Genomic DNA, 17314 nt, shown 5'->3' with positions numbered 1-17314 from the left:
TGCTATTCCGTATAAATGTTGTCTATGAGAATTAGACTGGCGGTTTACGGTCTGGATTAACCGGTGCAAGCAGCTTCTCGATAAAGACGGTTATGGCCATGGTAGCAGCGTTTTCCTTGCGGCTGATGATTGAGAAATTTCTCTCCAGCAGCTGATGCCTGATCCGCAGCTCGCTGATTTCGCCCCGGGCGAGCTCTTTGCGCACAATCCATCTCGAGAGCATGGCGATTCCTAATCCAGCCGAGACGGCTTCCTTAATCCCCTGGCTGCTGTTGAATATATAAGACCGCTTATGGGAGATTTGGGCATGCTGCAGAAAATGATCGCTGAAGGCACGGGTGCCGGAGCCAGGCTCCCGCAGCACCCATACCTGATTCTGGAGCATGTCTTTATCTACGGCATTTGCGGCCGAGAGGGGATGGCTACACGGAGCTACAATGATCATTTCATCCTTCATATAGGGAATCACGGACAGCTCATGGTCAGACGTTTCGCCTTCAATGAACCCGATATCAAGGATGTTCGATTTAATGGCGGCAATAATCTCCTCGGTATTGTGGATCGTGACCTGCAGATTCACCTGCGGGTATTGATTGGCGAACTCGGCAATTCTGCCAGGCAGGATGTACTCTCCAATCGTAAAGCTGGCCCCGATATGAATACTCCCGGTGACTTCATCGCGCAGCAGTTGGATTTCCCTGCCCGCTTCTTCATAATGCGAGAGGATCTGCTTCACATGTTTATAGAGGATAGCTCCCGCTTCTGTCAGCCGGACTTCCTTCGGGGAACGGTGAAGCAGCTTGGTTCCCAGTTCATTTTCCAGGTTGCGGATATGCAGACTCACGCCGGGCTGGGAGAGGTTTAAGAGCTCTCCGGCACGGGAGAAATGGCGCTGTTCAGCAACGGTTGCAAATACACGTAATGCATCTACTATCATAATTATACCTCATTATTAGCCTTGGAATTCTTTGTACATGGCCGATTATTATCCATTTTAACATAGTTATTATCATCAATCATAAGTATTTGTAATGATAGAGATAGCAAAGACGTATTTCACTTCCCTGTTGGCTGCACTTATAGTGAGATTACAAGTTAGCAACGTAATTGAACGTAAACAGGGAGTGGTTTGAGATGAATCATGCACATCAGCTTCAGCGCTTGAACGATAAATACAGCGGATTTATTCTAGGAATCCTGCTTACAGGACTACTGGCCATAGCAGCCAAATATTTGGCGCTGCTGCCTTACCTTGGCATCATGGGCCAGCTGGTAATTGCCATTCTGTTAGGAGTTCTGCTTCGTACAGCAGGAGGGGTACCGCAACAGGCAGTGCCGGGCATCAGCTTTTCCAGCAAGAGATTGCTCAGAGCGGGGATCATCCTGCTCGGGATGAGATTGAACCTGTTTCAACTTGTGCAGGCCGGTCCCAAGGTGTTGGCGATTGCCGTGATTAATATTGTATTTACTTTGTTCACCGTTTATGGACTCTGCAAATGGATGAAAATTGATAGGACACTTGGACTGCTGACCGCTTGCGGAACTGCGATATGCGGAGCAGCAGCCGTCGCGGCAATCTCTCCCCAACTAAGGGCCTCGGACAATGAGACCGCAATAAGCGCGGCAACGGTAGCTGTGCTGGGGACGATATTTACGCTGGTTTATACGTTAATTTATCCGGTGTTGTCCCTTAGTCCAGAAGGGTATGGGATATTTGCCGGAGCCACTCTTCATGAAGTAGCGCATGTGATCGCCGCTGCCGCACCCATCGGTGAAAAGGCTGCAGACCTCGCGGTGATCGTGAAGCTGACTCGGGTAGCGATGCTTGTTCCGGCAGCTCTTGCTATCGGAGTCTGGGAAGCCTATAGACAGTGTAAAGCAGAGAGGGAGTGTAGGGGGCAAGTGGCGGCTGTACAGCCACCGCATTCCAAAATTCAGTGGAGGAAACTTCCGGTTCCCTGGTTTATCGGCGGTTTTTTGCTGATGAGCGGTGTAAATACGCTGGGAATAATCCCTAAACAAGTAACGGCTGATCTGATTATCCTGGCGTATATGCTGCTGGCCATGGCGATGGCGGGACTCGGGCTTGGTGTGGATATCAAGACCTTTGCCCTAATGGGTAAAAAACCGCTGCTGGCTGGCTTAATCGGCTCATTACTGCTCTCTGGACTTGGATTTCTGCTGGTTCATGTCCTTGGACTCGCATAGTCCGTTTATCCCCTCTACCTTGTGCTGTTCCGGTAGGCAGAGGGAGATACGCCGGTGGATTTCTTGAAATATTTCGAGAAATGGGCCAGCTCCATGCCCACCTGCGCAGCGATATCGGAAATGCTGGAAGTGGAGTAAGAGAGCTGTCTTTTAGCCAGTTCCATCCGCTTGAGCTGCACATAATGCATGGGCGGAACCCCCATGTATTTCTTGAAGTAGGGGATGAAATAGTTCGGATGCAGATGAACCAGCTCGGCCAGTTCCTCTACCTCCATAGGCTGCGTAAGGCGCTGTTCAATGTATTGCAGGACGTTCGCTAGCTGTTTTTGACCACTGGTATGAGCCAGCTCACCCATGAAATCGGAATATCCGCCGTCCTCCAGGCAGAGTGCTAGCAGATGAAGTAGTGCGGCTTGATTCCGCATGGTGGAGAGAAGGTTCTCTTCCGGAAACCGTGTTATCATCTCTGTGAAAATCTCCCGAACGGCATCCGGCTCCACAACATCGCTTATGTACAGCTTGTTGCCTGTATGAAACAAGGGCCATTCTCCGATATGGGCATCAAAATGACAAAAGTACCGCTTATAGGGATTGTCAGGGGAGGTTTCTGTAGTTTGCGTCGAGCCTGCCGGCATGATCATCAATTGGCCGGGGCGCGGATAATGGGCTTGCCCGTTCAGGATCACCTTACCTTCGCCGCCATCAATGAAATAAAGTCTGTTAAAGGATGGCGTCTCATTCAAGCGGTTCCATCCGGGGTATCTGCTGCTTAAGTGGGCATGGGTAACGGTGACGCTCAGGTTCTGCAGTAACGCTCCTGTAAGGTTGCCGGATTGATTCATCATATAACTCCTTTAATGTGTAATAAATCCAGTATACCGCTTTCATTTAACTAAAACATCTTAATTATGTACAAAAAAACCTTAATTCCGGTCATGTTCACTGTCTGGAAATAGGGTTATTCTCATATCATAACTCACATAGGAGTGATTCATAGGATGAAGAAGGTTCGTTATGGAATTATTGGAGTTGGAAATATGGGCCGGGCCCATGCGCTCGATCTGATTCATGAAGTAAAAGGAGCTGAGCTGGCGGCTGTCTGTGATACAAGCCCCGAACGCCTGGAGTGGGCGGCAGAGCACTTGCCTGATACGGTGCTCAGGTTCAGCACACCTGCTCAATTATTTGCCTCCAAAAGTATTGATGCCGTATTAATCTCCACTCCGCATTATGATCATCCGCCGCTTGCGATCGAGGCGCTGAAGCACGGCTATCATGTATTAATTGAAAAACCCGCCGGTGTATATACGAAAGCCGTGCAGGAGATGAACGAAGCCGCTGCGCAAAGTGGCCGCAAATTCGGCATTATGTACAACCAGCGGACCAACCCGCTCTATCAAAAGCTGAGAGAGCTGATTCAGTCCGGTGAGCTGGGTGAGATCCGCCGCACCAACTGGATCATTACTGACTGGTATCGTTCCCAGAGCTATTACAACTCCGGGGGCTGGCGGGCTACATGGGCTGGAGAAGGCGGCGGTGTGCTGCTGAACCAGGACCCGCATCAGCTGGATCTTTGGCAATGGACAACCGGAATGATGCCGAAGCGTGTGCGTGCATTCTGCCAGTTTGGCAAGTACCGCAATATTGAGGTGGAAGATGATGTAACCGCTTATGTCGAATATGAGAACGGAGCAACAGGCCTGTTCATCACCACTACCGGGGAGGCGCCGGGAACCAACCGCTTTGAAATCAATGGGGATAACGGAAAAATCGTCGTGGAGAACGGCAAGTTGACCTTCTGGCGTCTGCGCATCCCGGAGCCGAAGTTCAATGCCGAATTTGCCGAAGGCTTCGGAAGACCCGAATGCTGGAAATGTGAGATTCCGGTTCCAGAGGGCGGAGGAGAACAGCACAAGGGAATCTTGCGCAACTTCACCAATGCCATTCTGCATGACGAACCGCTGCTCGCTCCCGGGGAAGAAGGAATTCGCGGCCTGACACTTTCGAATGCAATGTACTTGTCCGCTTGGACTGACAATTGGGTCGAGCTTCCGATTGATAGTGATTTGTTTCATGAGAAGCTCATGGAACGGGTGGAGAGCTCTACCTTCCGGAAGGAAGCTGTAGAGCAGCGGGCTTTTGACGTAAAAGGTACTCATTAATGTAATTATAGGACAGACAAACTTAATAAGGAGTGAATTGCTCATATGCAACGTTCTACAATAGCTGCACAAATGTACACACTACGTGATTTTACCAAGACTGCAGAGGATTTAAGGGCTGCTTTCCAGAAGCTGAAAGTGATGGGTTATCAGGCTGTGCAAATTTCCGGAATGGGTCCGATTGATCCGCAGCTGGTCAAACAATACGCGGATGAAGCTGGGCTGACCATCTGCGCAACCCATGTGCCGTGGAATCGGCTGGTGAATGACCTGGACGCATTGGCTGCAGAACATAAGCTGTGGAATTGCAAATACATCGGTCTCGGCGGACTGCCGGGAGAATATCAGAGCAGCCAGGAGGGCTACCGGACATTTGCCAAACTTGCCTCCGGAATTGCGCGGACCCTGAAGGAGGAGCATGGCCTGCAATTCGTTTATCATAATCATGATTTTGAGTTCGAACGGATTGACGGGGTTACTGGTATGGAAGTGCTGCTGCAGGAATCTGATCCCGAAGTGTTCGGCTTTGAACTCGATATGTATTGGGTTCAGGCCGGGGGAGCCAATCCTGTGGACTGGGTTCACAAGGTAAAGGGCCGGATGCAGGTCATGCATCTGAAGGATATGGCTATCATCTCCAGGGGACAGGTTTTTGCTGAAATCGGTGAAGGAAACATGAATTATGAAGCTATTATTGAGGCCGGCCGTGAAACGGGTGTGGAATGGTTTGTTGTTGAGCAGGATGTCTGCCGCCGCGATCCTTTCGAGAGTCTGGAGATCAGCCTCAAATACCTGATTTCGAAGCTGTGACCGGGAGGGTTGAAGATGAGCAGAAAAGATGGAATGATGTATGCACCTACTCATGAAGCTAGACCGGTTGTAAAACCGGGTGAATTTATGATCGCTGCGATGGCGCTGGATCACGGTCATATCTATGGGATGTGCAATGGTCTGGTCGAAGCAGGAGCCCGGTTGAAATGGGTCTTTGATCCCGATCCAGAGAAGGTAAAAACTTTTGTCAGCACTTATCCTGGTGTTCAAGCCGCACGCTCCGCCGAAGAAATTCTTGAGGATCCCGAGGTCCGGCTCATTGCAGCGGCCGCGGTTCCTTCCGAGAGAGGGGCGCTCGGACTCAAGGTGATGGCACACGGGAAGGATTATTTCACTGACAAAACGCCGTTTACGGCAATGGAACAGCTGGAAGCAGCGCGGACTCAGACTGCATTGACGCGGCAAAAGTACATGACTTATTTCAGCGAAAGATTGCATGTGGAGAGTGCGGTGTATGCCGGACAGCTGATTCGGCAGGGAGTGATCGGCCGTGTGCTTCAGATCATCGGAATGGGCCCTCACCGCTTGAGCGCACCAAGCCGTCCGGATTGGTTCTTCCAGCGGGACAAATATGGCGGAATCCTCTGCGACATCGGCAGTCACCAGATTGAACAATTCCTGTATTATGCGGATTGCCGCGATGCCAAGGTACTGCACAGCAAGGTTGCCAACTACAACAATTCTGCTTATCCTGAGCTGGAGGATTTCGGCGATGCAACACTTGTCGGCGACAACGGGGCGACGCAATATTTTCGTGTCGACTGGTTCACACCGGACGGACTGGGCACCTGGGGTGACGGCCGAACGATCATTATGGGAACGGAAGGGTATATCGAGCTGCGCAAATACAGCGATATTGCCCGCTCCAACACAACGGATCATGTCTATTGGGCAGACCGTCAAGGAGAGCATTATGAGCATGTTTCCGGCAAAATCGGCTTTCCGTTCTTTGGCGAGCTGATACTGGATTGCTTGCAACGGACAGAATTTGCTATGACCCAGCAGCATGTCTTCAAAGCGGCGGAGCTATGCCTGGAAGCTCAGGCCCAAGCGGTAAATCTTACGCCCGAGACACTCATAAAGGCCTGATAGGAACGGAAATAAGATTGGAAGGTGCACAAGATGACAATACTTGGAGCAGCCATAATCGGCTGCGGAGCAATAGCTCCCTTGCATGCCAAGGCGATCGCGGCACAATCAGGGGGACAACTGCTGGCAGCCGTAGATATTGATGTGGCCAAAGCGGCAGCATTTGGAGAAGAATATGGCTGCGGCGCGCTAACAGATTATAAGGAGCTTTTGAACAGATCTGATATTGATATCGTCCACCTGTGTACACCGCATGATCTGCATGCGCAGATGGCGGTCGATCTGCTGGAGGCGGGCAAACATGTCTTAACAGAAAAACCGATGGCGGTTGACCTGCCTTCTGCCCAGCGCATGCTGAAAGCTGCGGAGCACAGCAAAGGCCAGCTCGGCATCGTATTTCAGAACCGCTACAATGAACCCTCTATCAAGATTAAGGAGACCATTGAATCCGGCGTGCTGGGGCCGCTTGTATGTATGAAGGGGATTGTCACCTGGTACAGGTCACCTGAGTACTACAAGGAGAGCAACTGGAGGGGGAAATGGACCTCAGAGGGCGGTGGGGTGCTGATCAACCAGACGATTCACACGCTAGATCTGCTGCAATGGTTCGGCGGTGAGATCTCATCAGTACAGGGAAGTGTAAGCACAGATGTCTTGGACGGAGTTATTGAAGTGGAGGATACGGCACATGCCTGCATCAACTTCAGGAATAAGGTCAGGGGACTTTTTTACGGCAGCAATGCCTACCTTGTTAACTCACCCGTAGAGCTGGAAATAGTGTTCGAACAAGGGACGCTGCTGCTGCGGAGGGATTGCCTGTATCTGTGGAAGGACGGCCAGGAAACGCTGCTCAGTGAGCCGGGGGTGTCAGGTATTCAAGGCAAGTCGTATTGGGGAACGGGGCATCAAAGACTGATTCATGACTTTTATGACCATGTCCGCGAAGGAAGACCATTCTGGATTGACGGCTCAGAAGGACTCAAAACACTGGAACTGATCGCAGGCATATACAGCTCCTCCGGGATTGAAAAAAAGACTTATCCTTGGCAGACCGCTCCCTCAAATTGACTTTAGGCAGATTTAACCTTATCTTCTTAACATACGTTATAGTATGTAGAGATATATAGATAGGGAGAGGGATTACAGGTATGGAACAGGCAATGTTTGCAGGAGGCTGCTTCTGGTGTATGGTTACACCCTTTGAAGAATTGCCGGGTATACACGGAATTGTATCAGGCTACGCCGGGGGGTCAGTCGAGAATCCAAGCTATGAACAGGTCAAGACAGGCACTACAGGACACTATGAGGTAGTGCAGATCAGCTTTGATCCGGCACTTTTCCCGTACGATAAGCTGCTTGAATTGTTCTGGCCGCAGATTGATCCGACTGATGACGGAGGACAATTCCAGGACCGGGGAACGCAGTACCGGACTGCGGTGTTTTATTATAATGAAGAGCAAAGACTGGCAGCTTTGGCTTCCAAAGAGCAGGTAGCGGCCAACGGGCGTTTCGAGGGACCTGTCGTTACGGAAATCCTGCCCGCACCGGTCTTTTACCCGGCAGAAGACTATCATCAGGATTATCACAAGAAGAACCCGAAGCATTATAAGGAAGACCGGGAACAGTCCGGCCGTGATACTTTTATCGCGAAGCACTGGTAAGTATAGAAGAAGCTTGATCAGGATCAGCTGGACGGAGCACTTTCCGTTCAGCTTTTTTTTATTCACTTTTAGGCTGCACCAATTCCAACTTAATACTTATTCTTAAATTGTTGAAATTCCACATTCTTTCTACACATTTGATGGGTAAACTTCTAAGTATCCGTGATAGCTATGAAATGGAGGGATACACATGAAGAAAATCATACAATTAAGCGCTGTGACATTGCTGCTTGGTACGGTGCTGACCGCCTGTCAATCGGATAAGGAATCAGCAGCTCCGCAAAGTGAACAGAATCCTTCTGCCGCGATTTCTATGCCCTGGATTGCGACCAAAAACACAACCCGGATCAACACCTCGGACCCGGTTCAGGCAGCGGTACTGGTGTCCCGGTCTTTATGGACGGCAGAAACCAAAGCCAACCGTCCTGCAAGCGTAGTCCTAACCAATGCGGATAACTGGCAAATTGCTGCAGTGAGTACTGACTTAATCCACCATCCGAGTAACGGGCCGGTCTTGTTCTTGAGCAAAGATGGCGTTCCGGAGGTTACGTTGGAAGAGCTTAAACGGCTGAATCCGCTGGGTGCCGAGAGCAATGCGGGCATCCAGGTCGTTCTGGTCGGACCCGTCGCGGACGGTGTGGAAGATCAGCTTAAGGCACTGGATTTAAAGGTGGACAAGATAGAAGGCGAAGATCCTGCTGCTGTAGCTCAGGCGATTGACGCTTATTATGCCAAAGTATCCGGCGAGCTGCCGCAGAGTGTAATTATCGGCTCAATGGACAGCCCCGAATATACGCTGCCTGCAGTCAACTGGATTGCGCATATGCCTGAGCCTTTGTTATACGTAGCGAAGGATGATATCCCGGCCTCCACGGCAGAGGCGCTCAAAAAGCGCGGAGGCGATGCTGCCATTTACCTTCTAGGCCCAGCTTCTGTTGTCTCGGCAAAAGTCGAGGAGCAGCTGGGAGCATATGGTACGGTAACTCGCATCTCCGGTGATGATCCTTATGCGAATGCGATTGCTTTTGCCAAATTCAAGGATGAGGTTAGCGGCTTCGGCTGGGGTATCACGACTCCGGGCCATAACCTATCCTTATTGACGAAGGATTCCACCATGCTGGCCATCGCCGCTGCGCCATTTTCCCATTTGGGAAAACATGCACCGTTAATCTTTACGGAACAAGACGGACTACCGGATTCGGTCATGAATTATATGATGGAGCTTCAGCCCAAGTTCAAGGATTCACCGGCAGAAGGTCCCTATAACCATGCCTGGCTAACCGGCGATACCGGCACAATAACCAGCAGTACACAGAGCGAAATAGATGACATGCTCGAAATCACCTCCGCCTCTGGAGACAATCCCCATTCGGGGCACTAAAGCAAGCTGGCTGGCTGCGGACATCCGTGGTCGGCTTGTTCTTTGTTTTTAGGTATAATTGAAAAAAGAATAAAGAAACTGTATAGATTGAACTTGAGAATTACAATTAGGGAAAAGTGGCGGAAGTCCAAACATTCTCTGTAGTCACGGTCGATCCCAAAATAGAAGAATTATAAGTTCAATATATATAGGCCACGAAAAGGGTGAACAGCTTGTCCAAAGCACAGGTTCTCATCGTTGACGATGAATGGAACATGCGGAATTTGCTGCGCATTTATTTGCTGCAGGAGGGTTTTGCTATTAAGGAAGCCTCCACCGGGCGCGAAGCCCTGTCCATGATAGAGAAACATAACTTCGACCTGATCCTGCTGGATGTAATGATGCCTGATATGGATGGCTGGCAGGTCTGCCAGGCGGTAAGGGAGAGCAGTCAGACGCCCGTTCTGATGCTTACCGCACGGTCGGAAACGAAAGATAAAGTACATGGGCTGGGCATCGGTGCGGATGATTATTTAACCAAACCGTTTGAACCGGAAGAATTGCTTGCGCGAATCCATTCCCTCTTGCGGCGTTCGAATATGTTCCGGGTTTCCGCGTCACAGGAGCAGGTGCTGGAGTACCCGGAGTTAAGGATTTATCCGCAGGCACGAGAGGTACAGGTTCAAGGTGAGAGGATCCTCTTTACACAGAAGGAATTTGATCTGCTGCATTTGCTGGCGCGCAGCGGGCAGCGCGTGTTTACGCGGGAAGAATTGGTAGAACAGCTCTGGGGCAATGACTACGGCGGTGAGACGCGGGTTATTGATACGCATGTTAAGAATATCCGCGAGAAGCTGCTGAAGGCAGGTCTTTCTTATGTACCGGTGCAAACCGTGTGGGGGCTCGGCTATAAATTCCAGATTCCCGGTAATGTCGAATGAAAAACAACATCATCGGCTTTAAGCTGGGTGTCGTGATTATGTCGGTGTTTCTGATTGTTCTGCTCTCACTCGGGATAGTGATAGACCGGATGTTTACTAGCTTTTATTACCAGGAAATGCAGACGGAAGCTGAGGAACTGGCCTCCCATTTCACAGCAATGGCCGAATCCAAAGATACCACGAACGGTCAAATGATGATGTCCTTTGCGGAGTTTTCCAATGTCAGCATCTTTAACATCTCCTTGGATGGAAAAGTGTTGCTGCACTCCGGTGTTCATGATTCTACAGATCGCTCCTTTATCCGGGCTCAGGATATGCAAGCTATTTTCACCGGACAAAGGGTGAGCTTCTTGTACAAAGACCCGTCCGGCTACCGTTATTTTGTTACGGGACAACCCATCTCAAGCGGTGACATTATTACCTCGGCACTTTATGTGATGTCTTCCACGGAGAATATGGAACATTCCCTGTCTACGGTGAGAGATATACTGCTGCTGTCTGGTCTGGGCGCCTTTTTGCTTGCTTTGGGCATCACTTGGTTCATCGCCCGCATATTATCGCGTCCGCTTGTCCAAATGCAGAAGGCTACGCGCAAGATTGCGGCTGGTGAACTGGAAACGCGGCTCACGATCAGCGGCAACGATGAGATTGGCTTTCTTGCTGGTGCCATCAACGATTTGGCTATGAATCTGCAGCACTACAGGGATACACGCCAGGAGTTTCTCGCTAATATTTCCCATGAGCTGCGGACGCCGATCACCTATCTCCAGGGGTATGCCAAGGTGGTTAAGGGAGGGCTGTATGAGACGGAAGAAGAAAAAATACTCTACTTGGACATCATCGACCAAGAGGCGCACCGGATTCAACATCTGGTAGACGATTTGTTCGAATTGGCCAAAATGGAGGAGGGGAAAATACCGCTGAATCTGGAAGAGGTCGATTTGGCGCTGCTCGTCGATCAGGCGGTCCGCAAAGTCGAATTGACTGCTAAAGAAAAAGGGTTGCAGCTAAATTCCAGCTGTACCGGTGAACCGTTTGGTTTGCAAGGGGATGGCAAACGGATGGAGCAAATCGTAATGAATCTGCTGGAAAACGCTATTCGTTATACCGATGCAGGAGAGGTTAGCGTCCAGCTGGATTTTCGCGTAGACTCAGCTGCATTTATCGTCGAGGACACTGGGATTGGCATTCCTGAGGAGGAGCTTCCGTATATCTTTGACCGGTTCTACAGAGTAGAGAAATCACGTTCACGGCAGTACGGAGGCACCGGTCTGGGGTTGTCCATTGTGAACAAATTGGTAGAATTGCTCGGGGGCGAGATTGAGATTACTAGCAGGGCCGGAGCCGGAACACGGTGTAGGGTTGTTTTTTATAAATAGCCGGATTTCATGGCCGTCTCATTATATGGTCACGGACCTGGGACCGGTCCATAAACAAGACCGGGTCCGGGCTAGTGAGCATAATATGAATTATTGAGGGGATGGTGACTGTAGTTGTGTCAGCAAGCTGCGGATCGTCTGAATGACGAGATCAGGTTCGTCGTGAATAATCATATGTCCGCTATGGGTTGCGACAGTCTGCTTGCTGTCTGTGGAAAGGTCCAACATTTTGCGCTGCCCCTTTTGCCAAATATCTTCCAGCTTTTTACCGGCAGCTTCGGAGAAGCCAAAGCCTGCATAATCCTGAGGAATTCCTCGTGACAGGATTCTTACCGGAAGAGAACCAAGGTTCTGACCCCGAATAGCGTCCTCTGTGGTATGTGCCAGATTTCCTTCTTGTTCTTTAGCTTTGAAGAAACTAGGCTTTGAAATGACATTTATGAACTGCCCTCTATCTTCTTTCGCAACCAGGCCATCCAGCAGCACATCCTGGAATATACGCATAGCGCCTGATAATTTCAACACTTGCAAGACTGTTGCGGGGGGATTGCCCGCAAATTTTTCCGCAGTCAGAATAGGTTTGGTCTCACGCTCGTCATCTTCCGGTCTGGCATCAATCAGTACCATACCAGCAACCTCATCCCGGTAAGTATCAGCGAATAACCGGGCATACATCCCACCCAAAGAATGCCCAACTAGCAGGTAAGGGCCATCGATTCCCTCCCGTTCTAATGCCGTATGCAGCTCACGAACGATATTTTCTCCCGTGCGTGCTGTAGGCGCTTTTTCACTCCAAGCATATCCGGCTCGGTCGTAGCTCACAACAGTTGCGAATTCGGACAGCTTCTCAGGAATATCCCTCCAGGACAAACTGGTTTCACCGCTTCCCGATTCAAGAATAATGGTTGGGGAGCCCTGCCCCAATTTGTTAATGTGCAGCTTGTATCCGCCTGCATCAACCAGCTTGCCGGGAGGCTGGTATTTCTGTTCTGCATTTCTGGATGCCAGCCATTCATAAGCAAATCCGGACCCGAGCAGTAAAATTATGAAGGTGAGCAGGGAGAGAGTTACTCTTTTCCAGATCTTTTTTTTGGATCGTTTCTTCGGCTGTTGTGGTTGAATAGTCATAAAATAATGCTCCTCTTTCGATGTTTTATTTAATACAAACGTATTATATAAAACATTATAGCACATTGTATTATAAAAAGATAAGCAGGTATAATAGAGATATGCCAAAAAAAGTTGATCATGAGAAACAAAGAAAACGGCTTGCCGACGCCGCTCTGAGAATTATACATAACTCGGGTCTTGAACAAGCCACTGTCCGTAATATCGCAAAGGAATCCGGTTTATCGGTAGGATCGATGCGTCATTATTTCTCTACGCAGGCAGAATTGTTCGCATTTTGCATGAATCTTTTTCTTGCGAGAATTGAACAGCGGGTGGAGGGATTCCAGCCGGAGGGCAACCTGCTGCAGGATATGAAACGTCTGCTGCTGCAACTGATTCCGCTGGATGAAGAGAGAATTATAGAAAGCGAGGTTTGGTTTTCTTTTAATGCAAAGGTGTTGATCTACCCGGAGTTATCGAAACTGAACGACCGGATGCAGGAAGAGGTGTATAAGGTTTCCAGGTTTGTCGTTACAACATTAGTGGAACAAAAGGCGGCGAAGCCGGAGCTCGATATTGATCTGGAAGCAGAGAAAATGTATGCGCTGATTGACGGGTTGGCCATGCATCAGCTGATGCAGCCCGGGCGGTTGTCCGATGAGCGCCTTGAGCAAATGCTTGAGCAGCATTTACTTATACTGTGTGATCTTAAATAGGGGCCAATCCAAAATCGGAGAGGCCCCTTCGAAGATTGATTAATGATTCATCCCGGCCATGCCGCCCATAATTTCCGGGTTAATCATGCCAAAGATCATGGCGATATGCGCCACCACCAGGAAGCCGCTGATCAGCATGAAATGCAGCTTCAGCTTGCTCTCTTCCGGATATTTGCGTCCAATCAGGCCGAGGTCAAGCAAGGCCAGCGGCAGCAGGAAGAACACGCCGCTCAGATAGAAGCCTACCGCTACTACGTCCACCCATGTATGCCACTCGCCATTTACGGTGAGCGGGACAAACGCGGTAGGGAACAAATAGAGAAAAACGCCGGTAAAGTAAAGTCCGGCAAGAATGCTGCAGATCCGGTTAAATGCTCGGAGCGGTCCATCCAGCTTCTTCGTAAACAGGATGATAAATTCTGTAACGGTGATCGTCTCTGCAAAAATGACCGGAATCGCCATGAAAAGAATTAAGTTCCACGGCTGGTTGTCCGCAAGCAGGGACATGTAATGCGTCATATTCATGTTAAGTCCTCCAGGAAATAAAATCACTTCACCTGTAATGTTAAAAGATAAGTATGTGGAAAGTATGGAGAAACGCAGGTATGATTGAAAAAGCTGCAGCTGATGAGGGGAAAGAGACTGCGGCAATTGAATTTGGAGGGAGCAAGGCATACGTCATGGGAGAACTGAAGAGTATTTTATTTGATTTGGACGGTACCTTAACCGACCCCAAAGAGGGGATTACCAAAAGCGTGGAGTACGCGCTCAACAAGTTCGAAATAGAGGTAGAGCATCTCGATTTGCTTATTCCTTACATAGGGCCGCCGTTATATGAATCTTTTATCCAGATCCAGGGTTTTACCGCGGATAATGCCTTGAAGGCTGTTGAATTTTACCGGGAGCGTTACCGTACATTGGGGATGTTTGAAAACAGTGTGATTTCCGGTATTCCGCAATTGCTGGAAGAGCTCCGGCTGCAAGGATACAAGCTTTATGTAGCCACCTCCAAACCGACAGTATTTGCTAAGGAAATCCTCCGACATTACGGTTTGGATGGCTACTTTATGCACACTGTTGGCAGCAATTTGGATGGCACACGTTCCAAGAAGCAGGAGGTAATCCGGTATGTGCTCGAGCAGAACGAGATTGCCGCGGAGCAGGCACTGATGATTGGAGACCGGGAGCATGATATTATTGGGGCAAAAGGCTGCGGCGTGGCCTCGCTTGGGGTAACCTTTGGCTATGGGTCGGAGGAGGAGCTTGTGAACGCAGGGGCCGATTATATCGCACATCAAGTAAAAGAGGTTGGTGAGATTATCTCACATCTCAAGCTCAATACAATGAGCAGCAGACGTTAATCTGTCGCTCAAAGAGCCTTTTACCCGTTTGGTTATCTTACAAGGACAAAAAAACTATTTTTCAACTGTGTATTGACTTTTCCGTGTTTGATTGAGTAATATGTAACCAGCAACACCATAAACACCATAACCAAGGCAATGACCAAAGACATGAGTTCCTTCACGGACTGACCAGAGAGAGAAGTGCAAGGTGAGAGCTTCTTACAGAACCGGCCGGAATTTACCCCTTTGCAGCCGTGGCACTGAACCCCTCCTGCTGTTAGGAAGGCTGTAAATGTCACCGTCTTATCCCCGATATCGGATACCAATAAGGATCTTGCAGCTTTACTTCCGCCGAACAGCAGGGGGTTGCTATTGCGCAGATCAAATTAGGGTGGAACCACGAGCTAAACGCACTCGTCCCTTTCTGGGATGAGATGCGTTTTTTTGCGTTCAAACATACAAAAAAACTTGAAGAAATGGAGGCTGAATCATGGAGATCAAAGCAACACTGCCGGATGGAACAATTAGGAGGTATTCGCGTAACACCACGATTGCACAAGTCGCAGAATCCATAAGTCCTACACTGAAGAAAAATGCAGTAGCCGGTAAACTTGACGGCAGACTTGTTGACTTTCATCAACCGATTACACAGGACAGCCTCGTTGAAATCGTAGTGCTGGACAGTGAAGATGGCCTGATGATCCACAGACATAGCACAGCGCATCTGTTGGCTCAAGCCATTAAACGTATATACGGTGATAAGAATGTCAAGCTGGGCATCGGCCCGGTCATCGAAGACGGATTCTATTACGATGTGGATATCGAGAAGCCTTTGTCTATAGAAGATCTGGCTGCGATAGAGGCGGAAATGGGCAACATTATCAAAGAGAACCTGCCCATAGTCCGCCGGGAGATCAGCCGCAGCGAGGCGCTGAAGACATTTGAGGCATTTGAAGAGCCGCTGAAGCTGGAACTGATCCGGGATCTGCCGGAGGAGGCAGTAATCAGCATTTATGATCAAGGCGAATTTTCGGATCTGTGCCGGGGGCCGCATCTGGCCTCAACAGGTGCGATCAAAGCCTTCAAGCTGCTGAGTGTAGCAGGTGCATATTGGCGGGGAGATTCCAGTAATAAGATGCTGCAGCGGATTTACGGGACTTCTTTCCCGAAGAATGCGCAGCTGGAAGAGCATCTGTACATGCTGGAGGAAGCGAAGAAACGCGATCACCGCAAGCTGGGCAAGGAACTGGAGCTGTTTATGTTCTCCGAGGAAGCGCCAGGAATGCCATTCTATCTGCCAAAGGGCATGATCGTCCGTACAGCATTGGAGGAATTCTCCCGGGGGCTTCAGCGGGAAAGGGAGTACAGTGAAGTCCGTACACCGCTGATGATGAACAACCGGCTGTGGGAGCAATCCGGACATTATGATCATTACAAAGATGAAATGTACTTCACAGATGTCGATGAGAACAAGTTCGCACTTAAGCCGATGAATTGCCCGGGGCATATGCTGATTTATAAAAACCGCCTGCATTCCTACCGGGAGCTGCCAATCCGCATTGCGGAATACGGCCAGGTTCACCGCCATGAATTCTCCGGCGCGCTGAACGGAATGATGAGAGTCCGTACCTTTTGTCAGGATGATGCCCACTTGTTCGTTCTGCCCGAGCAAATTGAGGAAGAGATCGGCCGGGTACTCGCCTTGATCGACCATATTTATAAAGTATTCGGCTTTGAGTATAAGGTGGAGCTGTCTACACGGCCTGCAGATTATATGGGGGCGGAGTCATTGTGGGATCAGGCCGAGTTGGCGCTGCAAAAGGTACTGGAGAAACGTGGCATCCCTTATCGGGTGAATGCGGGAGACGGAGCTTTTTACGGGCCGAAAATCGACTTTCATATTCTGGACGCGCTCAAAAGAAGCTGGCAATGCGGAACAATCCAGCTGGATTTCCAGATGCCGGAGAAGTTCGACCTGTCTTATATCGGTGAAGATGGCCAGAAGCATCGGCCTGTCGTTATTCACCGTGCGGTCTACGGCTCGATCGACCGGTTCATGGGTATTCTCATTGAGCATTATAGCGGGGCATTTCCGGTATGGCTGGCCCCTGTACAGGCCAAACTGCTGCCCGTGTCCGAGCATTTTGCCGATTACGCTTATGAGGTGAAGCAAGCGCTGGAAGCGGCAGGAATCCGGGTCGAGCTTGATCACCGCAAGGAGAAGCTGGGCCTGAAGATCCGCGAAGCTCAGCTGGAAAAGGTGCCATACATGCTCGTCCTTGGAGAAAATGAGCAGAATTCCGCTTCTGTCTCCGTAAGACAACGCGCAGTAGGCGATCTCGGCACTGTAAGTATTCAGGAGATCATTCAGCGTATCGTTAGCGAGATTGCCGCCCGGCAATAGGTGTTTCTACATTATAATGTAACTCCAGTGACTGCTCCGTTTTCATAGACGGGGCAGTCATTTTACGTAAATAGGCAGACAAGGATGTTTCGGGTATTTTATAATAATCT

The 17314-nt window shown here is 49.7% G+C and carries 16 protein-coding genes; 12 read left to right on the top strand and 4 right to left on the bottom strand.

The window, feature by feature from the left end:
- Window positions 1-31: 31 nt before the first annotated feature.
- Window positions 32-937, bottom strand: a complete 906-nt coding sequence (locus tag ACAN56_RS28900) for a LysR family transcriptional regulator (protein ID WP_038591467.1) — start codon at window positions 935-937, stop codon at window positions 32-34.
- A 197-nt stretch (window positions 938-1134) separates the two neighbouring features.
- Between ACAN56_RS28900 and ACAN56_RS28895 the strand changes: the two genes are divergently transcribed.
- Window positions 1135-2208 carry a YeiH family protein gene (locus ACAN56_RS28895; protein ID WP_379147191.1) on the top strand — a complete coding sequence of 358 codons (1074 nt, stop codon included), beginning with the start codon at window positions 1135-1137 and terminating at the stop codon, window positions 2206-2208.
- A 14-nt stretch (window positions 2209-2222) separates the two neighbouring features.
- Here the strand turns inward: ACAN56_RS28895 and ACAN56_RS28890 are convergent, their stop codons facing one another.
- Entirely contained in the window at window positions 2223-3053 is an 831-nt protein-coding gene (locus ACAN56_RS28890) for a helix-turn-helix domain-containing protein (protein WP_379147189.1), read from the bottom strand.
- Between the two features lie 153 nt (window positions 3054-3206).
- On the opposite strand from ACAN56_RS28890, the gene ACAN56_RS28885 reads away from it, so the two are divergent.
- The 8 genes from ACAN56_RS28885 (at window position 3207) to ACAN56_RS28850 (ending at window position 11631) form a co-directional block, all read left to right on the top strand.
- Window positions 3207-4370, top strand: coding sequence for a Gfo/Idh/MocA family protein (locus ACAN56_RS28885; protein WP_038591476.1), 1164 nt, complete (start codon window positions 3207-3209; stop codon window positions 4368-4370).
- A 45-nt stretch (window positions 4371-4415) separates the two neighbouring features.
- Window positions 4416-5180 (top strand): sugar phosphate isomerase/epimerase family protein, encoded by a 765-nt coding sequence (locus ACAN56_RS28880; protein ID WP_038591479.1) that lies wholly within the window; start codon window positions 4416-4418, stop codon window positions 5178-5180.
- A 15-nt stretch (window positions 5181-5195) separates the two neighbouring features.
- Complete coding sequence (locus ACAN56_RS28875) at window positions 5196-6290, top strand: Gfo/Idh/MocA family protein (RefSeq protein ID WP_379147186.1); 1095 nt, start codon at window positions 5196-5198, stop codon at window positions 6288-6290.
- Between the two features lie 33 nt (window positions 6291-6323).
- Window positions 6324-7358 (top strand): Gfo/Idh/MocA family protein, encoded by a 1035-nt coding sequence (locus ACAN56_RS28870; RefSeq protein WP_379147184.1) that lies wholly within the window; start codon window positions 6324-6326, stop codon window positions 7356-7358.
- 80 nt (window positions 7359-7438) lie between these two features.
- A complete protein-coding gene (gene msrA, locus ACAN56_RS28865) occupies window positions 7439-7951 on the top strand; it encodes a peptide-methionine (S)-S-oxide reductase MsrA (RefSeq protein ID WP_379147182.1) in 513 nt (170 codons plus the stop codon).
- 190 nt (window positions 7952-8141) lie between these two features.
- Window positions 8142-9332: a cell wall-binding repeat-containing protein gene (locus ACAN56_RS28860; protein ID WP_379147180.1), complete on the top strand. Its 1191-nt coding sequence runs from the start codon at window positions 8142-8144 to the stop codon at window positions 9330-9332.
- A 212-nt stretch (window positions 9333-9544) separates the two neighbouring features.
- Entirely contained in the window at window positions 9545-10252 is a 708-nt protein-coding gene (locus tag ACAN56_RS28855; protein WP_197073696.1) for a response regulator transcription factor, read from the top strand.
- The gene (locus ACAN56_RS28850) at window positions 10249-11631 is read left to right on the top strand and encodes a sensor histidine kinase (RefSeq protein WP_379147177.1); all 1383 of its coding nucleotides are present in this window, start codon (window positions 10249-10251) and stop codon (window positions 11629-11631) included. Before ACAN56_RS28855 ends, ACAN56_RS28850 begins: the two co-directional genes overlap by 4 nt.
- Before the next feature lie 90 nt (window positions 11632-11721).
- Here the strand turns inward: ACAN56_RS28850 and ACAN56_RS28845 are convergent, their stop codons facing one another.
- Window positions 11722-12759: an alpha/beta fold hydrolase gene (locus ACAN56_RS28845; RefSeq protein ID WP_038591499.1), complete on the bottom strand. Its 1038-nt coding sequence runs from the start codon at window positions 12757-12759 to the stop codon at window positions 11722-11724.
- A gap of 101 nt (window positions 12760-12860) precedes the next feature.
- On the opposite strand from ACAN56_RS28845, the gene ACAN56_RS28840 reads away from it, so the two are divergent.
- The gene (locus ACAN56_RS28840; protein WP_379147175.1) at window positions 12861-13457 is read left to right on the top strand and encodes a TetR/AcrR family transcriptional regulator; all 597 of its coding nucleotides are present in this window, start codon (window positions 12861-12863) and stop codon (window positions 13455-13457) included.
- 39 nt (window positions 13458-13496) lie between these two features.
- Here ACAN56_RS28840 and ACAN56_RS28835 read toward each other — a convergent pair whose 3' ends face one another.
- Window positions 13497-13982 (bottom strand): DUF6803 family protein, encoded by a 486-nt coding sequence (locus tag ACAN56_RS28835; protein ID WP_038591505.1) that lies wholly within the window; start codon window positions 13980-13982, stop codon window positions 13497-13499.
- Window positions 13983-14062: 80 nt separating this feature from the next.
- On the opposite strand from ACAN56_RS28835, the gene ACAN56_RS28830 reads away from it, so the two are divergent.
- Window positions 14063-14818: an HAD family hydrolase gene (locus tag ACAN56_RS28830; protein WP_379147172.1), complete on the top strand. Its 756-nt coding sequence runs from the start codon at window positions 14063-14065 to the stop codon at window positions 14816-14818.
- Window positions 14819-15290: 472 nt separating this feature from the next.
- A complete protein-coding gene (gene thrS, locus ACAN56_RS28825) occupies window positions 15291-17204 on the top strand; it encodes a threonine--tRNA ligase (protein ID WP_379147170.1) in 1914 nt (637 codons plus the stop codon).
- The last annotated feature ends 110 nt before the right edge of the window (window positions 17205-17314 follow it).

The organism is Paenibacillus paludis, from assembly GCF_042610515.1.
Classification (GTDB): Bacteria; Bacillota; Bacilli; order Paenibacillales; family Paenibacillaceae; genus Paenibacillus_AQ.
Note: the sequence above shows the minus strand (reverse complement) of the source record. Positions and strands in the feature narration are given on the sequence as shown.